Origin of the sequence: Sphingomonas asaccharolytica NBRC 15499, from assembly GCF_001598355.1 — a bacterium.
GTDB lineage: Bacteria > Pseudomonadota > Alphaproteobacteria > Sphingomonadales > Sphingomonadaceae > Sphingomonas > Sphingomonas asaccharolytica.
In genome coordinates, this window is the sequence record NZ_BCYU01000016.1 from 1 (window position 1) to 21440 (window position 21440).

General features: G+C 64.3%; 20 protein-coding genes. 7 read left to right on the forward strand and 13 right to left on the reverse strand.

The window, feature by feature from the left end:
* Nucleotides 1-116 precede the first annotated feature (116 nt).
* Entirely contained in the window at nt 117-1292 is a 1176-nt protein-coding gene (locus SAS01S_RS06210; RefSeq protein WP_218016255.1) for a lactonase family protein, read from the reverse strand.
* Between the two features lie 66 nt (nt 1293-1358).
* Here SAS01S_RS06210 and SAS01S_RS06215 point away from each other — a divergent pair, with 66 nt between their 5' ends.
* On the forward strand, nt 1359-2666 hold the full coding sequence (locus tag SAS01S_RS06215) for an MFS transporter (protein WP_066806278.1): 1308 nt from the start codon (nt 1359-1361) through the stop codon (nt 2664-2666).
* The gene (gene acnA / locus SAS01S_RS06220) at nt 2663-5239 is read left to right on the forward strand and encodes an aconitate hydratase AcnA (protein WP_066806280.1); all 2577 of its coding nucleotides are present in this window, start codon (nt 2663-2665) and stop codon (nt 5237-5239) included. The genes SAS01S_RS06215 and acnA overlap by 4 nt, the downstream gene beginning before the upstream one ends.
* A gap of 310 nt (nt 5240-5549) precedes the next feature.
* On the opposite strand, the gene SAS01S_RS06225 is transcribed toward acnA, so the two are convergent.
* The 5 genes from SAS01S_RS06225 to SAS01S_RS06245 form a co-directional block, all read right to left on the reverse strand.
* Entirely contained in the window at nt 5550-6599 is a 1050-nt protein-coding gene (locus SAS01S_RS06225) for an alpha/beta hydrolase (RefSeq protein WP_066806282.1), read from the reverse strand.
* A 183-nt stretch (nt 6600-6782) separates the two neighbouring features.
* Nucleotides 6783-7304, reverse strand: a complete 522-nt coding sequence (locus tag SAS01S_RS06230) for a hypothetical protein (RefSeq protein WP_066806284.1) — start codon at nt 7302-7304, stop codon at nt 6783-6785.
* Nucleotides 7301-7879: a hypothetical protein gene (locus SAS01S_RS06235; RefSeq protein ID WP_066806286.1), complete on the reverse strand. Its 579-nt coding sequence runs from the start codon at nt 7877-7879 to the stop codon at nt 7301-7303. Before SAS01S_RS06235 ends, SAS01S_RS06230 begins: the two co-directional genes overlap by 4 nt.
* A gap of 7 nt (nt 7880-7886) precedes the next feature.
* Nucleotides 7887-9155: a YadA C-terminal domain-containing protein gene (locus SAS01S_RS06240; protein ID WP_066806288.1), complete on the reverse strand. Its 1269-nt coding sequence runs from the start codon at nt 9153-9155 to the stop codon at nt 7887-7889.
* Between the two features lie 275 nt (nt 9156-9430).
* Complete coding sequence (locus SAS01S_RS06245) at nt 9431-10000, reverse strand: helix-turn-helix transcriptional regulator (RefSeq protein ID WP_066806290.1); 570 nt, start codon at nt 9998-10000, stop codon at nt 9431-9433.
* A 206-nt stretch (nt 10001-10206) separates the two neighbouring features.
* On the opposite strand from SAS01S_RS06245, the gene SAS01S_RS06250 reads away from it, so the two are divergent.
* Complete coding sequence (locus SAS01S_RS06250; RefSeq protein ID WP_066806292.1) at nt 10207-12735, forward strand: serine/threonine protein kinase; 2529 nt, start codon at nt 10207-10209, stop codon at nt 12733-12735.
* Here SAS01S_RS06250 and SAS01S_RS22115 read toward each other — a convergent pair.
* Complete coding sequence (locus tag SAS01S_RS22115; RefSeq protein ID WP_218016256.1) at nt 12662-13336, reverse strand: ECF-type sigma factor; 675 nt, start codon at nt 13334-13336, stop codon at nt 12662-12664. The genes SAS01S_RS06250 and SAS01S_RS22115 overlap by 74 nt on opposite strands.
* Nucleotides 13337-13585: 249 nt before the next feature.
* Between SAS01S_RS22115 and SAS01S_RS06260 the strand changes: the two genes are divergently transcribed.
* Nucleotides 13586-14311 carry a hypothetical protein gene (locus SAS01S_RS06260; protein WP_157082686.1) on the forward strand — a complete coding sequence of 242 codons (726 nt, stop codon included), beginning with the start codon at nt 13586-13588 and terminating at the stop codon, nt 14309-14311.
* A gap of 896 nt (nt 14312-15207) precedes the next feature.
* Here the strand turns inward: SAS01S_RS06260 and groL are convergent.
* Nucleotides 15208-16827: a chaperonin GroEL gene (gene groL, locus SAS01S_RS06270; RefSeq protein ID WP_066806301.1), complete on the reverse strand. Its 1620-nt coding sequence runs from the start codon at nt 16825-16827 to the stop codon at nt 15208-15210.
* A 54-nt stretch (nt 16828-16881) separates the two neighbouring features.
* Nucleotides 16882-17196, reverse strand: coding sequence for a co-chaperone GroES (gene groES / locus SAS01S_RS06275; RefSeq protein WP_066806303.1), 315 nt, complete (start codon nt 17194-17196; stop codon nt 16882-16884).
* A 270-nt stretch (nt 17197-17466) separates the two neighbouring features.
* Between groES and SAS01S_RS06280 the strand changes: the two genes are divergently transcribed.
* Genes SAS01S_RS06280 through SAS01S_RS06290 form a run of 3 tightly spaced genes read left to right on the forward strand, consistent with a single transcriptional unit; the run spans nt 17467 to nt 18394 of the window.
* On the forward strand, nt 17467-17703 hold the full coding sequence (locus tag SAS01S_RS06280) for a hypothetical protein (protein WP_066806305.1): 237 nt from the start codon (nt 17467-17469) through the stop codon (nt 17701-17703).
* The gene (locus SAS01S_RS06285; RefSeq protein WP_066806309.1) at nt 17700-17969 is read left to right on the forward strand and encodes an usg protein; all 270 of its coding nucleotides are present in this window, start codon (nt 17700-17702) and stop codon (nt 17967-17969) included. Before SAS01S_RS06280 ends, SAS01S_RS06285 begins: the two co-directional genes overlap by 4 nt.
* Complete coding sequence (locus tag SAS01S_RS06290) at nt 17966-18394, forward strand: hypothetical protein (protein WP_066806311.1); 429 nt, start codon at nt 17966-17968, stop codon at nt 18392-18394. The genes SAS01S_RS06285 and SAS01S_RS06290 overlap by 4 nt, the downstream gene beginning before the upstream one ends.
* On the opposite strand, the gene SAS01S_RS06295 is transcribed toward SAS01S_RS06290, so the two are convergent.
* The 4 genes from SAS01S_RS06295 to SAS01S_RS06310 all read right to left on the reverse strand — a co-directional run bounded on the left by SAS01S_RS06295 (nt 18349) and on the right by SAS01S_RS06310 (nt 21424).
* The gene (locus SAS01S_RS06295; RefSeq protein WP_245656766.1) at nt 18349-18981 is read right to left on the reverse strand and encodes a MarC family protein; all 633 of its coding nucleotides are present in this window, start codon (nt 18979-18981) and stop codon (nt 18349-18351) included. The genes SAS01S_RS06290 and SAS01S_RS06295 overlap by 46 nt on opposite strands.
* 73 nt (nt 18982-19054) lie before the next feature.
* On the reverse strand, nt 19055-19534 hold the full coding sequence (locus tag SAS01S_RS06300; protein WP_066806312.1) for an Hsp20 family protein: 480 nt from the start codon (nt 19532-19534) through the stop codon (nt 19055-19057).
* A gap of 329 nt (nt 19535-19863) precedes the next feature.
* The gene (locus SAS01S_RS06305; RefSeq protein WP_157082687.1) at nt 19864-20634 is read right to left on the reverse strand and encodes a hypothetical protein; all 771 of its coding nucleotides are present in this window, start codon (nt 20632-20634) and stop codon (nt 19864-19866) included.
* A gap of 55 nt (nt 20635-20689) precedes the next feature.
* Nucleotides 20690-21424 (reverse strand): COG4705 family protein, encoded by a 735-nt coding sequence (locus SAS01S_RS06310; protein WP_066806316.1) that lies wholly within the window; start codon nt 21422-21424, stop codon nt 20690-20692.
* Nucleotides 21425-21440: the final 16 nt, after the last annotated feature.

A 21440-nucleotide genomic window follows, 5' to 3' on the forward strand; every position in this document is an offset into this window, starting at 1 on the left:
TTTCGCGGGGACCCAGCTCCAACGCTTTCCTCTAAACCTTACCGGTGCGATGCGCCGCCCAGCCAGGTGATGGGTCCCCGCGTTCGCGGGGATGACGGCTACGGGAGCGCTTAGCCCTACAAGCTGAAAACGATCGAAGTCGGACTACCGGTCTCGGCGACCACCACCGGATCGCGCGGAATGCCGTCCACCCCAATCGCGAAGCGCACGACGTTGTGCCCCTCCTCGTTGGCGACGAACATCGCGTCGCGCCTCAGCGCGAAGAAGCGCGGCGTCTTTCCTCCGGCAGGGACGGAGCCCCTCCACTCAAGCCGACCGTTTGCGCGGTCGATCGCGAAGACGGCGACGGTATCGGCACCGCGGTTGGAGGCATAGAGGTAGCGCCCGTCGCGCGACACCGCGATCTCCGATCCGCGGCTGTTGCCGGTGAAATCCTCCGACAGGGTGGAGACGATCTGGAACGGTTTGAGCGAGCCCGACTGGCGATCGAGCCGATAGGCGACGACGGTCGAATCGAGCTCGCTGACGACATAAGCATAAGGAACGGTCGGGTGAAAAGCGACGTGGCGCGGGCCCGACGTCTCGCGCGCCGGGGTCGCGGACGCCTCGTGCAGCTTGCCCGCGGCATCGATGGTGAAGACCAATACGCGGTCGCAGCCTTTGTCCGGCACGACGATGAACCGGCCGCTGGGATCGAATTCGACCTGGTGCGGCTTGGGAAAGGGTTGCTCGACGCGATGCGGCCCGATCTTGCCGTCGAACGGCACCATGTCGACCGGCGCGCCCAGCCGTCCGTCTTCGTGGATCGGCAGGCTGGCGATGCCCGACTTCACGCCGTCGGCGACGACATGGTTGGCGATCACCATGAAGCGATTGGTCGGATCGGGCGTCAAATGCACCGGGTTGCGGCCGCCGGTGGTGACGCGGTTGAGGAAGGTCAATTGGCCCGATGCCGGGTCGATCCGAAACGCGCTCGCCTCGCTGCCGTCGCCATGAACGGTGTAGAGGAAGCGGCGCGTGCGATCGAAGGCGAGATAGGATGGATTGACCAGGTCGCCGACCAACTGGACGCGCGCCCAGGCGCCGTCCGTGCCGATCCGATAGACCGAGATGCCGTCGCCCCGGGCATTGCGCTCGCGGCTGGTGCGGCACCCGACATAAGCGAAACCCGGCATCGATCCTCCCCCGGCCGCCCAAGCGGCCTTTTTTCCCATCGCAATCCCCGCGGCCAGCCCGGCGATCACCGTCCGTCGCGACGCGCGCCAGGCGGGCGGTGCGGACTTGGATTGCATCGGCGAACTCCGTCTCGAGATAGGTAATCCTTGCTCTTTGTATTTCTGAATGTCAAAGAACATATTATGGAGAGCAACGCACCCCCGCCCCTGACCGAGGCCGACGACCGCAGGATCATGCGCCGGGTGTTCTGGCGGATCGTGCCGCTGTGTTTCGTGCTCTACATCGTCTCGTATATCGACCGCGCGAATATCGGCTACGCCGCGCTCCAGATGAATGCCGAGCTGCGGATTTCGGACGAAGCGTTCGGATTCGCCGCGGGCATCTTCTTCATCGGCTATTTCCTGTTCGAAGTGCCGAGCAACATGCTGATGGCCCGCTACGGCCCGCGCATCTGGATCGCGCGCATCCTGATCGGCATGGGCGCGGTGTCGATGGCCACCGCCTTCGTCCAATCGACCTCGCAGCTCTATGGCCTGCGCTTTCTGCTCGGCGTCGCCGAGGCAGGCTATTTCCCCGCGATCATCATCTATCTGACCGCCTGGTTCCGCGGCCGCGAACAGGCAACGGTGGTGGCGATGTTCACCGCGGCGATCCCGGTATCGTACATCATCGGCACGCCGGTCAGCACCTGGATCATCGATCATGTCCAGGGCCTGGGGCTGACCGGGTGGCGCTGGATGTTCCTGATCGAGGGCCTGCCCGCGGTGATCGGCGGGCTGTTCACCTATCGGCTGCTGGTCGATCGCCCGGCCAATGCGCGCTGGCTGGCGGCGGACGAGCGCGACTGGCTGGAAGCGGAGATCGCGCGCGAGCATGCCGCGACCGGCGTGCGCCATCTCAATACCTGGCGCGCGATCACCGAGCCGCGCGTCTTGTATCTGGCGGCGATCTATTTCGTCTATCAGGCCGGCAGCCTGGGCGTCGGCTATTGGCTGCCCCAGATCGTCAAACATTCGGGCAAGTCGCTCAGCAATGTCGAGACCGGATTGATCGCCACCCTGCCCTATATCGTCGCGACGATCGGCATGGTGCTGTGGTCGCGGCGATCGGATCGCACCGGCGAGCGGCGCTATCATACTGCCTGGCCGCTGCTGCTGGCGGGTGCGACCCTGGGCGGCGTCGCCTGGGTTGCCGGCCCGGTGCCGGCGACGATCCTGCTCGCGGCGGCGCTGACTGGTTTCTATGCGTTCAAGGCGCCGTTCTGGACCCTGCCGGGCATCTTCCTGTCGCGCGCCACCGCCGCGGTCTCGATCGCCGCGATCAACTCGATCGGCAATCTCGGCGGGTTTGTCGGGCCCTATGTCGTCGGCGTGGTCGCCAAGGCGAGCGGCAAGCCCCCGACCGGGCTGGTATTCCTGGCCGGGCTCACCCTGGTCGCGTTCGTGATGGTGCTCACCGCGCCGCTGGCCTCGCGCAAGGAGTCCGCATGACCGTCCCGACCCGCGCGCTGACCAGCAACGGCACCGGCTATTCGATCGTCGATCTCGCCGCGCTCGGCCTGGCCCGGCTGCCCGTCGTCCATCGTATCCTGATCGAGAATCTGTTGCGGCGGAGCGGTAACGATCCGGCGACGATCGCGCTGGTCGAGCAGTGGATCGCGCAAGGCACGAGCGATGCCGAGATCGCCTTCTGGCCCGGCCGGGTGATGATGCACGACACGACCTGCGGCCCTGCTTTGGTCGACATCGCCGCCGCGCGCCAGGCGCTGGCCGATGCCGGCGGCGACCCCGATGCGCTCAATCCAATGCTCCCGGTCAACGTCTCGACCGACCATAGCCTGGCGGTGGATGTCTACGGCAGCCGCGACGCCGCCGCGCGCAACATGGCCCGCGAGCTGGAGCGCAATGCCGAGCGCTACAGCTTCATGAAATGGGCATCGGCAACGCTCGACAATTTCACCGTGCATCCCCCCGGCACCGGCATCATGCACACAATCAACCTCGAACAACTGGCGACCATCGTCACCAGCGAAGATCGTGCCGGCACGCGCTGGGCAATGCCCGACACGCTGATCGGCACCGACAGCCATACGCCGATGATCAACGGCATCGGCGTGCTCGGCTGGGGCGTCGGCGGGCTGGAAGCTGAAAGCGTGATGTTCGGCATGCCGGTGATGATGCGCGTCCCCGACGTGGTCGGGGTACGGCTGACCGGGCGGCTGCGCGAGGGCGTGACCGCGACCGATTTGGCGTTGGTCGTCACGCATCGTCTGCGCCGGATCGAGCTGGCCGGACGGTTCGTCGAGTTCTTCGGCCCCGGTGTCGCGACCCTGTCGGCGGGGGATCGTTCGGTCGTCGCCAACATGGCGCCCGAATATGGGTCGTCGACCGGCTATTTCCCGATCGATGGCGCGACTCTCGATTACCTGCGTCAGACCGGACGGAGCGAAGCGCAGATCGCGCTGGTCGACGATTATGCGTGCGCGACCGGATTGTGGTTCGAGGCCGAAGCTTCGCCCGTCTATGCCGAGACGATCGAGATCGACTTGTCCGCGATCGGCATCTCGCTCGCCGGTCCGCGCCGTCCGCAGGACCTGGTCGCGACGGCCGACGTGCCTGCCTTGCTCGGTGCGGGCCCGGCAACGGTGATGCCCGAGCGGCCGGTCGCGATCGCGGCGATCACCAGTTGCACCAACACGTCCGACCCGCGCCAATTGCTCGCCGCCGGCCTGGTCGCGCGCAAGGCACGCGCACTGGGGCTGACGCCGCCCGATTGGGTCAAGACCAGCCTGGCACCGGGCTCCCCGAGCGCGGAGCGGCTGCTCATCCGTGCCGGCCTGCTCGGGGACCTCGAGGCAGTCGGCTTCGCGATCGTCGGTTATGGCTGCACCGTTTGCATCGGCAATTCGGGAAAGCTGGCCGAACCGATGCTGCAGGCGATCGAGGCGGGTAGCGCGCGTCCGGTCGGCATCCTGTCAGGCAACCGCAATTTTCCGGGGCGAGTCCATCCGCAGATCGAGGATGCCTTTCTCGCCTCGCCCGCGCTGACCGTCGCTTACGCCCTGGCCGGCAACGCCGCGATCGATATCGCCCGCGACGCGATCGGCCAGGATGCCGACGGCGCGCCGGTCACGCTCGACCGGCTATGGCCGACGGGCGCGGAGATCGATGCCGCCGCGGCGATGGCGATCCGGCCGCAAGACTATGCCGCGGCGTTCAATGAGGCGGAGGCAAGCGCGGCCTGGGCGGCGCTGCCCGCGCCCGACACCCCGCTCTATCCCTGGCATCCCGGCTCGACCTATCTGCGCCCGCCGCCCTTCGCCCGGATGGAGCGCGACGACCGGCTGGGTCATTATTCCGCCGCACCGCTGATCGTGCTCGGCGACGACGTGACGACCGATCACATCTCCCCCGCCGGCGCGATCCCGGCGGACAGCGACGCCGCGCGCTGGCTGATCGAGCACGGCGCCGACCCGGCCGACCTCAACGTCTTCTCGTCGCGGCGCGGCAATTGGGAAGTGATGGTGCGCGGCCTGTTCACCAACCGCACCGTCCGCAACCTGCTCGGCGAGGCGATCCCGCCGGGCAGCACGGTGACGGCGACCGGCGGCGCGCCCCTGCCCTTGTGGCGCGCGGCCGCACATTATGCCGAGACCGCCCAGCCCGTCGTGATCGTCGCCGGCGAGCGCTACGGCATGGGGTCGTCGCGCGACTGGGCGGCGAAAGGCGCGAGCCTGCTCGGCGCGCGCGCGGTGCTGGCGGCGAGCTTCGAGCGGATCCATCGCTCGAACCTGGTCAACATGGGCATCCTCCCGCTGCGCCTGCCGCCCGACCGCCATCCCTCCACGCTCGCGCTGGCCCCCGAAGACCGGATCGAGATCGACACGCCCGCCGAGACGCTCACCCCGCGCGCGACCGTGCCGGTCGCGATCCATCGCCGCGACGGCGGCGTCGAGCGGTTCGACGCCGCCGCCCAGGTCGAAACCGCGCTCGAACTCTCGGTGCTGCGCGCCGGCGGCATCATCCCGCTGATCCTCGGCGAAGTGCGCAACTTTAAGGCATAGCCGCTCCGATCGCCAACGCACGCTTCCGCGGCGAAGGCCGGGGGGGGGGGAATTGCATATGGAACCTCGTGCCGTGAACCGGGATGGCGCGAATTACCTTGCGTCACCCCGGGCTCGTCCCGGGGTCCACCGGGCCGCGTCACCAAGGGCCGATGGGTATGCGGGACGGTGGATGCCGGGACGAGCCCGGCATGACGGTTAAGGCTGAACCTACCCGACATCATACCCCGACACAGCAAACCCATTCCCATATGCGATAGCTCTGGGCGAAGGTCGGGGAGGCGTATCGCGTGTTCGCCCCGAGCCTCGATCAGCGCTTCGACAGCCGGTCGAAAAACGCGAACGTCCGATCCAGCGCCAACAGGCTGTCCCGCTTGGTCGCCTCGGGCGTCGCGTCGATAAAGCCGTGATCGGCGCCGGCCACCGGCACGAACTCGACCGGGGCGCCCGCCGCCTTCATCTTCGCCGCCATCGCCTCGCTCTGGCCGAAGCCGACTTCCTCATCGGCAGTGCCGTGGATCAGCAGCAGCGGCGGCGTCCCGCGCTTCACATAGCGGATCGGGCTCGCGGCGGCGGCCGTATCGCGGCACGCCGCCGGATCGCAGCCCAGCAAGCCGGTCAGCGTCTTGGCGTTGAGCGCCGTCCCGCCGCCCAGCGCGAAATCGAAAGCGCCGTACCACAGCGCCGCGCCCTGCACGCAATCCGACTGCGGCAAGGGCTTCGCGGTCCTGGCTTGCGATCCAGGCAACCGCCCGGTCGATGCCGGCGGATCGAACGCGGCCACCCCGCACGTCACCGTCGCCAGCCCCGCCAGATGCCCGCCCGCCGATCCACCCCACAGATAGACCCGCGCCGGATCGATGCCGTAAGCGCCCGCCTGGTTGCGCAGGAACCGCACCGCCGCTTTCACGTCCTGCACCGGCGCCGGAAACTTCGCCTCCCCGCTCAACCGGTAATCGACCGAGGCGACGACATAGCCGCGCGCCGCCAGCATCGCGAGCACGCCCGGCCAGTCGGCAAACGCCCCCGACTGCCGCGCATCGCCCCGGCTCCAGCCCCCGCCATGCACCCAGATCACCAGCGGCCGCGGCTTCGCCGTCGCGCGATCGGCATGGAGATAGAGGTCGAGCTGCAGCGGCCGATAGCCGACATAATTGGCATATTCGACATGCCCGCGCGCGACGATCCCACTGGGATAGCGCGCCTCGACCGTGGGAAAGGTATCGTCGCGCACCGACTTGGCCGAGATTGCCGGCTGCCTGCCAATTTCCGCCGCCGAGAAGCCGGGGGTAGCCGCCAAAGCCAATGCCAGGAGCCGCCACCGCATATCGATCACCTCGCGTTCAATTCGATATTGCACTCATACGCCCAATAATACGATCCGCAAGCATGGCGTAGGCGGATCAAGCGGCCGGTCGGTTATCGATCCAGTTGGGGCAATTCGATCGCCGCCAAAAGTAATGGCAAGAAGTGGGCCGAAAGCGGCCAGACGGCTATCGGGCGAGCAGCCCGCCTTAGCGGACGCAAATACCGCGGAGGCGCGCTAGGCGAAGCGGCCGTGATATACGCGAAGACCCAACGTCGCCGCGTCGGCCGCGCCGTCGCGGATCGTCGCTGCCTCTGGCGTGAGCGCCACGGTATGGGGCAAAGCATTCAGCACTTGCTTCGCGCGATCGCGGTTCCCGACATTGACGCTGAGCAAGTGGGGACCGGAGGTGTTCAAGAACAGCAGATGTACGGAACCGAACCTCTCGCGAACCTCAACATGATCGATCGCCGAAAAGGGCAGCCGGCTCTGTCGAAACACGCGATAACGGATGCCCTCCGGTCCGATGGCGAAACGTGGGTTGATACTATTGTTCGAATCGCCCCCATAAATGCCGGTGCGGCGTAGATAGAGGCCGTGTATCGGCACGGCGATCGTTCCGTCCGCCGCGACCTCGATCGGTGCGGACGACATCGTCTGCCGTGCATTCCTTCGCGACAGGACGATGCCAATCACCGCAAATACCAGCAACGGCAGGGCGGTGATGACGGCCTGCGTAATCATTGCGTTCAAGATCATGCCTCGGCTTCCACCAACGACATCCGGGCGAGAGCAGCGCGCGCCGCGGGCGTGTCAGCGACAGGATCGAGCCGGATATTGGCGCGCATCAGCCCCATCGACGTTTCGATCGCGAAGATCTGAATCGTACCGGGGCCGACCAGCATGTCGAGCGGAACGACCGAACCCGGGGCGCCCGGCATGTCGGCAACGAGACGGTACTCGCCCGCCGTCAGCGCGACGACGGTAAAGCGCTTGGGCATCAGCTGCGCGATCACCTTACCGTCGATCGACACATCAAAACCCAGCGCCCCTCCGGCATTCTTCTTGGTGCGCATCACGACGACCCAGCCGATCCCCGGACGCGGCGTAAAGGCAAGTAGCTCCGCCTTTCGGTCATCGTTCGCCAACGGCACCCGACGATTGGCCGAGCGCGCATTCAGTCCGGCGAACAATCCCGAGCCGAGCACCATTGGCAGCACGAATTTGGTCATGCCGAGGTCGAGGCCGTCGGCACTCGCTTCGGTGAGAGTTAGTGCGGTGAAGAGACCTCCAGCGACCGAGGCTGCGATCGCCAGATTTCCTAATGTCCTCATCGCGCTTCTACAGACCGAAGCTGATGCCGACGCGTCCGGTCGTCGAACCGCGCACAGTCGAGGCCGCAACGCCCGCATTCACGTAGATCCGCGGATTCACCCGCCCCACCAGGGAACCTGAAAAGCCCTGCTGACCGCGATACGTCGCCAGGTTGAAGGACACCGACACCGCGCTATCGGGAACGATCATCGTGCCACCCAGCGCCACGGCCGCGGCGATGCCAGCATTGGCCTCCTTGATGTTCCGACGCAGCCCCTTCACCGAAGTCTGCAGGCTACCGACCTGTCCTTGCAGTGTGCTGATCTGGTTGGATTGCGTCGTATTCACCGCCTCGATCGCTGTCATCCTAGCGTCCTGGCCGGCATTCACGTTTTCCACCGACGTCAGCCGCGTATTCTGCACGGTATTTTCGGTCTCCACCGCGCCCAGACGCGTGTCCTGCACGCTGTTGACGTTTTCGATCGCTGTCAGGCGGGTGTCCTGAACATTGTTGACGTTCTCTACGGCCGTGATGCGCGTCGCCTGGCCCGCGACTTGGTTGGTCAGCGCCGTCACATTGCCTTGCACGCCGCTCACAGCGGTATCGACATAGTCCTTATTCGCCGCGTCGGTCCCGGCGATTGGGGTGCCGACATTCTGTACGCGGTTGCCGCCCATATCGACTGTCGCACCGGGAGCGGCCGTGAGCGCCGTGGTGACGGTCAGCGTATCGCTGGTGGTACCTCCGGTGACCGCGAGCCCTTTGTCAACCGTCGCGCCTCCGAGGAGTTTGGACGCACCGGTCGCCGTAAGCGTGATCGTTTGTGCCGATCCAGTGAACAGAAATTGCGAGTTGACCGCGCCATTGAAGATCGCCGGGCCGTCGAACTGCGAGCCGCTCGTCACATGGATGCCGCCGGTCGTGATCAGGCCCGTGTTGTTGATAGTCGTGGTACCCAGGGTAGCGGCGGTGAAATTTGTCGTGCCGGCAAAGGTGACCGGACCGTGAAAGGTCGTGCTCTTGTAGAAGTCCACTTGGCCGTCGAATTCCGCATCGCCGTTAGATTTAAGGAAAGAGTGATTGTCGGGGGTGCCGGTGTAGACGCCAACAACGGCGTCGAAATCATGACCGACCAATCCCGTCTTGCAATCATCGTCTTCCGGAATGGCGAGTTCCCCGTCATCTAGGCAGACTGCCTGAAAGCCCTCGATAAAATTCTCCGTGAAACGGACTTGCGCGGCCGCCGGTGCGGCTATGAGAAGAGAAGCCAACACTGCGCTGACCAGCCCGATCAAGCGAGCATTTCGGAGTCGAAGCCAAAATCTACTCATTGAGGAACCCTTTCTATTGATCCGGCAGGCAATCGGGATCGGCTGCGATCTCGACTCTCTGCTTGGCCTCTAGGATGGCGCGGCTTGTCGCGACCCGCGTCCACCGAACGATGGACAAGGACGCGACGTCGACGCACGGCGGCGACAATTGGGTGGCTGGCCTGGAACTTGGCGATATCAGCAACGTCGATCGATCCGGTCGCGACGTCCTTCGAGCAACGGTTGCGGACGCTCCCGCGTCACAGTGAAGCGACCATCCGCAGCAAATCGACCTGACGCCGCTTGCCGGTCTTGTCGAACAGCCGTTGCAAGTGCGTACGGGCCGTGCTGCGCGCGACACCCAGCATCTGTGCCGCATCTGGCAAGGAAGCGCCTCGGGCCAGGATGTCGAGCAACCCCTGTTCGGCTTTGGTCAATCCGAAATGGCGCGTAGCATCGACAATCTGCGCCTCACGTTCCTTCGCCGGATCGCGCAGCAGGATCAGGCATTGCTCGGCCGCATCGGGGGCAGTGCGCAACACTTCAACGCCCAGCCCGGCCTCGCCCAGCACGATCGTCGCATACCCTCCCGCTTGCGCCTGCGCCATCGCCGTTTCCAACTTGACCATGTCGCGCCGGCATCGCGCGTGCAGGCGACCAAAAGCGAGTTCGAGCGGATTGGCCTTTTCCAGAATTTCCTCGGCCGCGGCGTTTCGGTCGATGACGGCCCGCTGCCGGTCGATCCAGATCAAGGCCGGCGTGTTCGCTGGTGTCGCGGGGCCGGGCGTCGTCCGTTCGATAGTCCGAAACAGCGTTTGCGCTGATGCCATTCACGTTCCCCTGATTGCATTGTGCAATCCGAGAGACGGAAACCGACGACCAAACCGGCCAGAAAATTTTCTCTGGTCCAACGAGTTGAGGATGCGGAGCGTTCGCGCTCCCGCTTATCGTCGAGGTAATGTATGCGCTATTGGGGTATGGGCGCCTATTGGCGGTAGGGAGGGCGGCATTCGAAATGCGGCGCCGGAATAGGGAGTTGGCCACGTCATCGGGCGAAGGCGGCGTGTCGGCGGCTCCTCGTCAACCGTCCCCGGCCGAATGGGTCGCGATCTGGAAATTGTTCGACGCCTTATCCGTCCTATCTGCACCGCAACGCGTACAGCGGCTTCGCGCCGCGGGCGGTAACGCCCTGGTCGTCGAGGAAGTGAAAAGCCTGTTGAGGTCGAGCGAGGGGAACGGCTTCCTCGATCGCGCCATTGGACTTTCCGATGCCGAACTCATGAGCGGCTACGCCTCGCTAGCGCCCGGAACGATGGTGGGACAATTCCGCATCCTCCGCCTGATCGGCCGCGGCGGGATGGGGGAGGTCTATCTCGCCCAACGGGCACAGGGCGGGTTCGACCAGCGAGTTGCGCTCAAGATGCTGCGGCCCGAAGCGGTGACTAGCGCCGCGTTGTTCGGGCTCGAGCGCGGCATACTCGCCGATCTCGAGCATCCCGGTATCGCGCGCCTGATCGACGGCGGCACCGCCGACGATGGCCGTCCGTTCATGGCATTGGAATATGTCGAAGGAGAAGCGATCCACGATTGGTGCGAGAGCAGGCGCGCTACCCTGTCGCAGCGGCTGAAGCTGTTCCTCGATGTCTGCGACGCGGTTTCTTATGCGCATGGCAGGCTGGTGGTCCACCTCGATCTCAAACCGAACAATGTCCTGGTCGATCGCCACGGCCGGGTACGGTTGCTCGACTTCGGGGTCGCGCGAATTGTCGATGAGGGGAACGACCTATCGCTGACCAGAACCCTGCTCACCCCCGATTATGCCGCACCGGAGCAATTGGAAAATAAGGCGGTGACCGTCGCAACCGACGTCTACTCGCTCGGGGCCGTCTTGTTCAAACTGTTGACCGGCAGCGGTCCATGGCAATCCGAAAATGCCACCCTCTCTTCCACCGTGCTGCGAATCTTGCGCGGCGATCCGCCCTCCCCCAGTTCGGTGTCCGCGCCGAATGGCGGGTCGCCCGTTCCTGCACGATCAATCGCCGGCGACCTTGACGCCATCGTCATGAAGGCGATGCGACATGCGCCGGCCGACCGATATCCCAGCGTCGCCGACCTTTCCGCCGATATCCGACGCCATCTTGCCTTCGAGCCCGTGCGCGCTCGTACGGGTTCCCGCACGTACCGGGTACAGCGATTCTTGCGCAGAAACCGGGTCGCGGTGGGCTCGACCGTCGCGGTCGCTCTCGCGTTGATCGCGGCGATCACCGGCATATCGTTTAAAGCGCGAGAAACCGCCTGGGAAAGAGATATCGCCCGAGGCCAAGCGACCCGCCAACGCGCGGCCAGCCAGACCATGCTAATCATGCTGCGCGACGCCTATGACCAAAAGAAATCGCGGTCGACATCGGTCGGTGACATGATGGACATAACGACGCGGAACCTAGTCCATTCGCTGCCCGCGCAGTCGTCGGATGTCGCGGTCAGGATCGAAACTTTAGCCGACATCTATATCGGCAGTGGTAACTGGCAGGGCGCTAAACCGCTTCTGCTCGGCGCCTTGGCACGCGGGATCGAACGGACGGACCCGATCGGCGCCGCGCGCCTGAAGGTGAAGCTGGCCATCGTGCATATACGAGAGGACAATACGGCTGCGGCGGGGCAACTTCTCGATCAAGCGGAGCGGACATGGAAATCCGACCCGGACCGATTCCTCAAGGAATCCGCGGACACGGTGGATATAAGGGCATATTGGCTTCGAGTGTCCGGAAAATACGACCAAGCCATTGCCCTATTGAATGAGAATCAATCCGACGCAGAGCGAGCATATAAATTTTATTATTACGATCTTCCTTGGCGATATTCCTATCAGTCCATGTACTTGGCGATGGTTGGCCGCCTTGATGAAGCCGACGCCTTACTGCAGCACGGCGAAAAGATTATCGAACAGAGCGGCGACCGCCCCGACGGAATTGCGATCGTTTATATGGCCCGATCGGAGATCGCGATTCAGAAGGCTGATTTCGCAAAGGCCGAATCCCTCATACGGCGCAGCGTCGCGATCCAGCGCCGGTTGTATGGTCGCTCGCTCGTCTTGGCGGATTATCTTTCGCGCCACGGCCAGCTGCTGACGATGATGGATCGATCGAACGAGGCGTTACGCGCGCTGGACGAGGCGTCACAAATCGCGAAGACCTTCGATTCGAGTAATAGCCGCCTTTCGAGTAAAATCGATACCGCAAGAATAGAAGCATTGGCGAAGTCAGGCAGAATTGGCGAAGCCGAGCGGCTGCTGGCGACCACGACCATCAATCTATCCGACATCCCCGGTCGACAGCTGAATGAGGGCCTGTTGTTTCGCGCCCGGGCGGTATTACGTATCGCGCAAGGCAGGTTGGGAGAGGCAACCAACGACCTCGACGCCGCGACCACCGCGTTCAAGAGAGTTGCCGCTCCCCGGGGATTGGCAGATATCGCGCGGCTTCGCGCCAACCTCAATCGGCTGAAAGCTCGCGATGGATCCATGCCCGCGCCTGCAACCAGCGCCGACGCACGGTCCGTTCGCTGAACCCCAATACTTCGCCCGTCTCGCGCTCGCTCAACCCGACGAAGAACCGGCAATCGACCAACTTCGCCAAGTCCGGATCGAAATGCTCCAGGCGTTGCAATACCGCCCCCATTGCCAGCAATTGCTCATCATCGTCTTGATTAAGATCGGGAACAGCGTCCATATCGTCGAGCGTGACCGGGCGAACACCGCCTCCGCGCTTTGCGCTCATCCGTTCGCGCGCGGCGTCGATCAGGACATGCCGCATCGCCGTGGCCGCCGTAGCAAGAAAATGCTCCCTGCTTTCCCAGGAGTCGCGATTGCTGAGCTTGATATAGGCCTCGTGCAACACAGCGGTGGTCTGCAACGTATTCGGTCGTCCGGCACGGAATCGCTCACGCTGCGCCGCTTGCCGCAAATCGGCATAAAGCGCATTTATTGCCGAATCGGACGCCATATTGCTTGTTACCTCACCAAGTGGCTGTGCACCTACGGCGCGCGCATTAGTCGATCGACGTCCAAAATTGATATTGTCGAGTTTACAATGAGATTCATTGTTGACGCATGGTTCAAGCCCATGATCTGACTCAGCGGATACGGAAAAGGCGGTCGATAGCTGCACACCCGCGGAGATATCGTCGATAGGCCGATTGTGTTGGAGCGCAACTGCGTCCTTTCAATCGCGCGTTTGGTGCTACCGGGGGCCGCTTCAGCAAACGGGGAAACGGAGCCATATCCACCTTTCGTTGGATGCGGATGACAATGATCCGATGCATCAGCGGTTCACGCAGATTGATCAAATCAGGCAGTCTTAACCTGGACGAGCGAACGGCACGACTGGTCCGCTTACCGTCGCTCGAGGAGAATCGGTGTGGAGTCTCTCGCGAAGGTTGAAGGTAGGAATCCCAGTACCGAGCGCCGCTTTTTTGCGGCGATGGCGTTCGTCATCGCGGTGGCGACCTTCATCGGCTTCGCGCCGAGCTATTATCTGGCGCCGGTCTTCCACGCCAAGCCGCTATCGCTCCTGCTCCACGTCCATGGCGTAGCCTTCACTGCCTGGATCTTGCTCTATGTCGCCCAGACCGTGCTGATCTCGGCCGGGCGCAGCGACATCCACCGGATCGTCGGGCCCGCCGGGGTGGTGTTGGCGGTCGTCATGGTGCCGCTGGGCATCGCGACCGCGATCATCACCAAGCAAGTCGCCGCCGCGTATCACTTGCCGGCGCAGGGGCCGCCTGTGGTGTTTCCGCTGGGCGCGATCCTGACCTTCGCCGTGCTGGTTGGCGCCGGCATCGCGATGCGCAAGCGATCCGCCTGGCACAAGCGGCTGATGCTGCTGGGCACGGCGGCGATCCTGACAACGCCGCTCGCGCGCGTCACGCGTTTCACGCATATCGGGCTGACCCCGGCTTTTGGCGGGATGATCCTGACCGATGTGCTGCTGGCGGCACTGGTCATTTATGACGTGCGGGCGCGTGGCAAGCTGCATCCCGCGACGATCTGGGGCGGCGGATTTTTCCTCGCCACGCAGCTTGTCCGCATCGCCCTCAACGCGACGCCCTCCTGGCAAGCCTTGGCCAAGAGCCTCACGGGTTAGCCGACGGCCGTTATCACCACGTCTTTCGCCAAGCAAAGCCCGGCGCCACGGTGTTGGGCGGCAATCGCGGCGCTCTTGGCACTGGGTCTGCCCCGCCGGGAGCTTGGCGGAGCGGACCATCGGAGCAAGTTACGTGTCGCGATTCACGGGATCCACGGGCGATTGACCTACTTCCGCGGTGTTGGCCGCCCGTCTTTCGCTGAGCCGCCGGGATCAGACTGAGCCGATGCGATGCCGCGCTCCTATTGCGACGCGGTAGAGCTTCCAGCGGTTGGTCACCCGTATCGCAGCCACCGCAAAATCGAATGAACGGCCGGTTCCGGGGTGGCGCGGAGCCGAGCTGAACGGCCGACTATGGGGCGCGTTGCCGACTGTGCGAGGCGAGCGGTCGCGACTGGCAGCTAGCGATCTGCCGGACAATCACCTGCTCAAGTATAAACCTATTGACCTGGGCAAAGGAACGAATGCCGGGCGCCGTCAATTCGACGTTCATGACGCACGATATGGCGACGGGTGATTTGGCGGCGGTGAGGTCCGCGATACGTGACGGTGTCGCGCCCGTGGTGTTCAAAGTCGCAACTTGGGATGCTGACCCTCTTCGCGACACCCGTCTAATTACTGAGGCCGTGCTTTCAGCACTTTGGTCGAAAGGTTTCGTGATCGTGAGGCGTGACATTTAAGCAGAATGTCTGCCCATCACCTAATTGCCGTCACCAACACGCCACTTACAACGATGGCAGCCTTTGGCTTGACCGGCGCGCCTGCCCAATGACTGAAATTGGGCCGCTGAGCAGTCGCAACCTTAGCCTCAGGTCCGACTGGATTTATCTCGGAGGGCGAGGTGTCTCCGAACCACAAACGAGAAGGGCCCGGCCATTAGGCCGGGCCCACCCCGCTCAGTAGTCCATGGCCGGCATCGCGGCCGGCTTGTCTTCCTTGGGCAGCTCGGCAACGAGCGCTTCGGTGGTGATGAGCAGTGAGGCCACCGACGCCGCGTCCTGCAGCGCGGTGCGCACGACCTTCGCCGGGTCGATCACGCCCGCCGAGACCAGATCCTCGTATTGACTGGTCGCGGCGTTGAAGCCCCAGTTGTAATCGCCGTTCTCGAGCAGCTTCCCGACGACGTAAGCACCGTCCTCGCCGGCATTCTCGGCGATCTGGCGCGCCGGCGCACGCAGCGCGCGGCGCACGATGTCGATCCCCGACTGCTGATCGTCATTCGCTGCCTTGAGGCCGTCGAGCGCCGCGATCGAGCGCAACAGCGCAATACCGCCGCCGGGCAAGATGCCTTCCTCTACCGCGGCGCGGGTGGCGTGGAGCGCGTCATCGACGCGGTCCTTCCGCTCCTTGACCTCGACCTCGGTCGCACCGCCGACGCGGATCACGGCGACACCGCCGGCCAGCTTGGCCAACCGCTCCTGGAGCTTCTCGCGGTCATAGTCGCTGGTCGTCGTCTCGATCTGCTGGCGGATCTGCGCCACGCGCGCGTCGATGTCGCCTTTAGTGCCGACGCCGTCGATGATCGTCGTATTGTCCTTGTCGATCACCACCTTCTTGGCGCGGCCCAGCATGCCGATGGTCACGTTCTCGAGCTTGGTGCCGAGTTCCTCGCTCACGACGTTGCCGCCGGTCAGGATCGCGATGTCCTCGAGCATCGCCTTGCGGCGATCGCCGAAGCCCGGAGCCTTGACCGCCGCGACCTTGAGGCCACCGCGCAGCTTGTTGACGACGAGCGTGGCGAGCGCCTCGCCCTCGACGTCCTCGGCGATGATCAGCAGCGGTCGACCGCCCTGCACGACTTGCTCGAGCACGGGCACGAGCGCTTGCAGGTTGCCGAGCTTTTTCTCGTGGATCAGGATGTAGGGATCGTCGAGCTCGACCTTGAGCTTTTCGGCGTTGGTGATGAAATAGGGCGACAGATAGCCGCGGTCGAACTGCATGCCCTCGACCGTTTCGAGCTCGGTCTCGAGGCTCTTGGCTTCCTCGACCGTGATCACGCCCTCGTTGCCGACCTTCTCCATCGCCTCGGCGAGGATCTTGCCGACTTCGGCATCGCCATTCGCCGAAATCGTCGCGACCTGCGCGATTTCGCTGTTGGCGCTGACTTTCTTCGCATGCCCCTCGAGGTCCTTGACCACCGCGCCGACCGCGAGATCGATACCGCGCTTCACGTCCATCGGGTTCATGCCGGCGGCAACCGCCTTCGAACCCTCGCGGACGATTGCTTGGGCGAGCACGGTCGCGGTCGTGGTACCGTCGCCGGCCTTGTCGTTCTGCTTGTTGGCAACCTCACGCAACATCTGCGCGCCCATATTCTCGAACTTGTCGGCGAGTTCGATCTCCTTGGCTACGGTGACGCCGTCCTTGGTGATGCGCGGAGCGCCGAACGACTTCTCGATCACGACGTTGCGGCCCTTGGGCCCCAGCGTGACTTTCACTGCGTTTGCAAGCGTATCCACGCCGCGCAGCATGCGATCACGCGCGTCTGACGCAAACTTCACTTCCTTGGCAGCCATCGTGGCTCAACTCCTTTCTTTGAATGCCATTTTCGAAGGGGGGGTTGCGGGCGATCAGGCCGCCTTCTTCAGCGGCACGGCCGCGTCGAGCACGCCGAGGATATCGCTCTCCTTCATGATGAGCAGATCCTCGCCATCGATCCTAACTTCGGTGCCCGACCACTTGCCGAACAGCACGCGATCGCCGGCCTCGACCGTCAATGCGACCAGCGCGCCGCTGTCGTCACGAAGGCCCGGGCCGATGGCGACGATCTCGCCTTCCTGCGGCTTTTCCTTAGCGGTGTCGGGAATGATGATGCCCCCGGCGGTCTTCTCGTCAGCCTCGATGCGGCGGACGACCACACGGTCGTGCAAGGGGCGGAAATGCATGGCAAAACCTCCAGTTGCAGTTGCAATGTGAAAGCCTGCGCGCCCGTAACGAACGGCAGGCGGCGGCGAATTAGGAAAAGGCAATTTTCGGTTCAAGAGGCGCAATCAAAAAATTTTGGCGCTCCTCCTTTCTGAGTGCCAGCATCGGAAACAACCGCCGGCCAAGCCCCGCATTCCGGTCTTGACGCCGGGCCGCATCCTCCCAAAATCTGGAACGGCGGCGCCACGGCCGCCCACGAGAAAGGAGCGACAGCAGGAAAGGAGGCACCAATGTCGCAGCCATTTTCCCGGTTTCTTCATCCCTTCGACGTTGCGCGTCATCCGAGCCTGGAGCCGGAAGTGAAGCGCGCGATATTGGCATCATGGGCGTCCGACCGCGCGGCGGTAAAAGATCAGCCGGCGATGCGCCGGCCGCCTGGCGCGAAGCGCCCCGTCTCGATCGACGACGTTTTTGCCGCGATGCGAGCGCTGGACGAGCCGCCCCTTGGCGGTGCATCTCTGCAATGAGCGATCGTGCCTTCGTTGCCCAGCTGGAGGGCTATGGCCTTACCACGGCCGAAATCCATTATTACCGGCCCGACGCCCCCTCGCTCCTGCAACTCTTCATCTGGCAGGACTATGACCGGGCGCCGGATTTCCCGGTCCTGTTCGGGTTCCTCGACCATTGGCACTGCGAGATCGAGGCGTCGCTCCACTCCGTGCGGATTGCCCATGGAACGCTGATCCGCCCGGCCGAGTGGCGAGCCATCGACGGCATCATCCCGCTGCAATGACACGTGGCCTTGCTCAACGATGGCGCAGGCGAGGCGGGCGCATCGTCCGCCTCCTCCTGACCTTCGACGACATCATGGAATTTGCGCTCGCTTTGTTAGCTTTGTCGCCCGCCGAGCTTGAGGCTCTTGGCTGGTCGTTCGCCGACCGCAAACGTCTCCTCGACCACTTTCTCGCGTCGGGCAAATCGGCGCAGGGCGTCGATCCCGGGCGGCTGGCAAAAACGCCCATTGAGCTTGGCATGCCGCAGCGCGATGTCGAGCGACTGCAGCTCTTTGCGCGTCGCGAACTCCCCAAAGCCGCGAGCAACGCGGGCGTCATCGACCGGGTGCTCTCTGCGCTCGATGCGGCCTCGCATCGCCCTGACATTGCCGCGGTGAGTTATCGCAGAAACGGGGCCGCCTGCAGACCGTCGAAGATGAACTGAACGGCGAGACCGGCCAGTAACACGCCCGCGATCCGGCGCACGACATCGGCGCCGGTGCGCCCGAGCAGCAGCACAAGGCGGTCCGCCGCGCGCATCGCGCCATAGGTGAGAATGAGGCAGACTGCGATCATCGCCACCACGCCGGCGCCTTCGAGCGCGCCTTGCGTCCGGCCCATCAACAGCACCACCGCGGCCATGCCGCCCGGCCCGGCGATCAGCGGAAAGGCCAGCGGAAAGACGGCGATGTCTCCGGGTTCCTCGGCGTCGAGCCGCTCGCGCTCGCTGATCGACGACAGGCCTGGCCCTGAAAAGGTGAGGCTGAGCGCTTGCAGGAACAGCAAGAGCCCTCCGGCGACGCGGAAAGCGGGCAGCGAAATGTGAAGTAAGTCGAGCGCGAGATTTCCCGCCAGCGCGAACAGCAGCAGGACGATGCCGGCAATCGTAGTCGAGCGGAACGCGAGGCTCGCGCGCGCGGCGCGGTGTGTGCCCGTGGTCAGGCTCGCGAAAATGACGCCGGTCTCGATCGGGCCGATCGTCGCGAGCAGGGTGACGAAGCTCGACAGGATACTCGGGGCAACGTGAATCATCGGGGATCAAAAGGCGTTGCTCGCCGGTCGTCTCCCCGGAGGGGATGGCGCCGGCGAGCCAGTGACGGTCAGATCAGGCCGCTTTTTCTTCGCCCTTCTTGGGGGCTTCGAGCCGGTCGTTGGCAGGCGTGACACCGCCGCCGATCACGATCTTGCGCGGCTTCATCGCCTCGGGGATGACGCGCTTGAGCTCGATCGAGAGCAGGCCGTTCTCGAACCGGGCGTCGCCGGCCTCGATGAAGTCGGCCAGCTGGAAACGCCGCTCGAATGCCCGCGTCGCGATGCCGCGATGCAGGAATTCGCCCGTATCGGCATCGTCGGCGCGCTTGCCGGTGACAGTGAGTTGGTTCTGCTGCGCGACGATCTCGATGTCGTCGGGGCGGAAACCCGCCACGGCGAGCGTGATGCGATAGCTGTCCTCGCCCTCCCGCACGATGTCGAAGGGCGGGTAACCGTCGGCGGCATCGGTGCGCAGCCCGGTTTCCATCAGGTCGAACAGACGGTCGAAGCCGACCGTGGAGCGCCGATAGGGCGCGAAGTCGAAGTTCCTCATATCCAAATCCTCCAGTTGAAGCGATCTGGGCACGAGGAGCACCGGAATTTGAGCCGGCGCCCTCTATGACCCACCGGACCCGAACACGGCGCCCGGCGGCGAAAATCTAGGTAGCGGTTTCGGGCGTTCAAGACCTAAATCCGCATTGGCGATACCCTGCGGGCGCTGTCAGGACAAATGCGCCATCGTTGTGAGCTAGAGGCCAGCGAAGGTGAGTGTCTGCCCGAATCGCCTATGTAGATCCGCTGTCTAACGTCCACTCTGGGCGCTTTTTCGGCCAGCGGTAAACGACCAACTTGGGGCGCATTGCGGACCCACCACCTCCCACCTCAATGCGCAACCAACTCCGCGATGCTGTTCTCGCTTTCGCTGCGGATGCCGGCCTTCTTGTCGCTCCACGCCTTCCACACCGGGTCGTTGCGCAATGTGTCGCGCACGCTCGCAGTGATCTGCTGGCGTTTCCCGAACGCCGCCAGCCCACGATAATGCTGGATGAACAGCGAATCCCAGGGCGATCCGGTGCCATAGCGGTTCATGTAGATCTCGTACCCGCGCAGCGCGCCGGTCTGGATCCAGCCGTCGAATTGCGGCAGCACATAGGCCTTCACGTAATCGCGATATTCGCCCTCGTTCCGGTATTCGTACGGGATGACGTAATAGACGTCGCCGTCCTTCAGCTCGTCGGGATTGCGCGACCAGGCGAGGTCGCTCGAATAGCTCGCGACCGGATCGGCCAGCGCGATCCCGGCCGCGTCGAGTCCGCCCGGTTCGCTATGCTCGATCGCGTTCCACCCGCTCACCGCGGCGAAGGTCGGGAAGCGCAGGATGACCAGCCCGTCCCACACCGCCGGCTGGCGATACCAGCTGTAGAAGATGCGGAAATCGCTGATCTCGCCCTTCGCCTTCATCGCGCGTAGCCGCGGCGCGAGGTTCGTGGCGAGATAGCGCCGGAACGCGACGCGATGCGCGGCGCTGGCGCGATAGCTGATCACCAGCGACTTCGGGCCGTCCTGCAACTCGTCCTGCGCGGCAGCGGGAAAAGCGGCAAGCAGCGCGAGGACGGCGAGAGCGAGGGCCAACAGGGAAGAACGGACAGCCATGGCGTCTTCTTTCGAAAAGGAAGCCGCCCCGCGAGCGAGCGAGGCGGCAAGGGAATCAGGCGTGGATCGGCACCGCGGCGCCGCCCTTGCGCGGCCACAGCAGCAGGATCAGCACGAAGATCGATCCGGTGATCAGCGTCGACAGCGGCAGGCCGATGCCCAGAGCCTCGGTCTCGGCGAGCCAGTCGCCCATTGCGGTGCCGGCGGTGCGCGCCACCGCAAGCGCGATCCAGTAGAACCAGAAGCGGTTGCCGCTGTCGCGCCGCCAAGCGAACAACGCGACGATCAGCAACGCACCGAGGCTGAGCGAGGCGAAGCCCTTGCCGATCAGCTTCGAGCAGACGTCGCCGATAAAGGTGCCGAACACGCCCGCGCTCAGCATCGCCAGCCAGTATGCCGTGCCGGTCGCGGGCATGCCCTGCGCCTCGGATTCGGCCTCGCGCTTGGCGTCGCTGCGCGATGACAGCCAGGCGAACCCGGCGAGCAACGCGGTCAGGATCGCGGCGAAGGTCGGCCAATAGATGATCTTCTTGAAATAATCGGCGATGTTGGTCGCGCCGGTGCGGATGATGATGATCACCAGCCAGTAATAGAGTTCGCGCGGACCATGATCGCGCCGCTCGACCAGGAACACGGCTGCCGCCAGCGCCGCCAGGATCGAAGTGCCGAGCACGATGCCCAGCTTGAGTTCGTGCGAATAGAGATCGCCCATATTGGTGCCGAACAGGCTGGCGAAGGTGATCGCCGACCAATAGCGCGCGTTGGCCTTCGGAATATGGGCAATCTGCATGGGAAGCTCCTTGAAG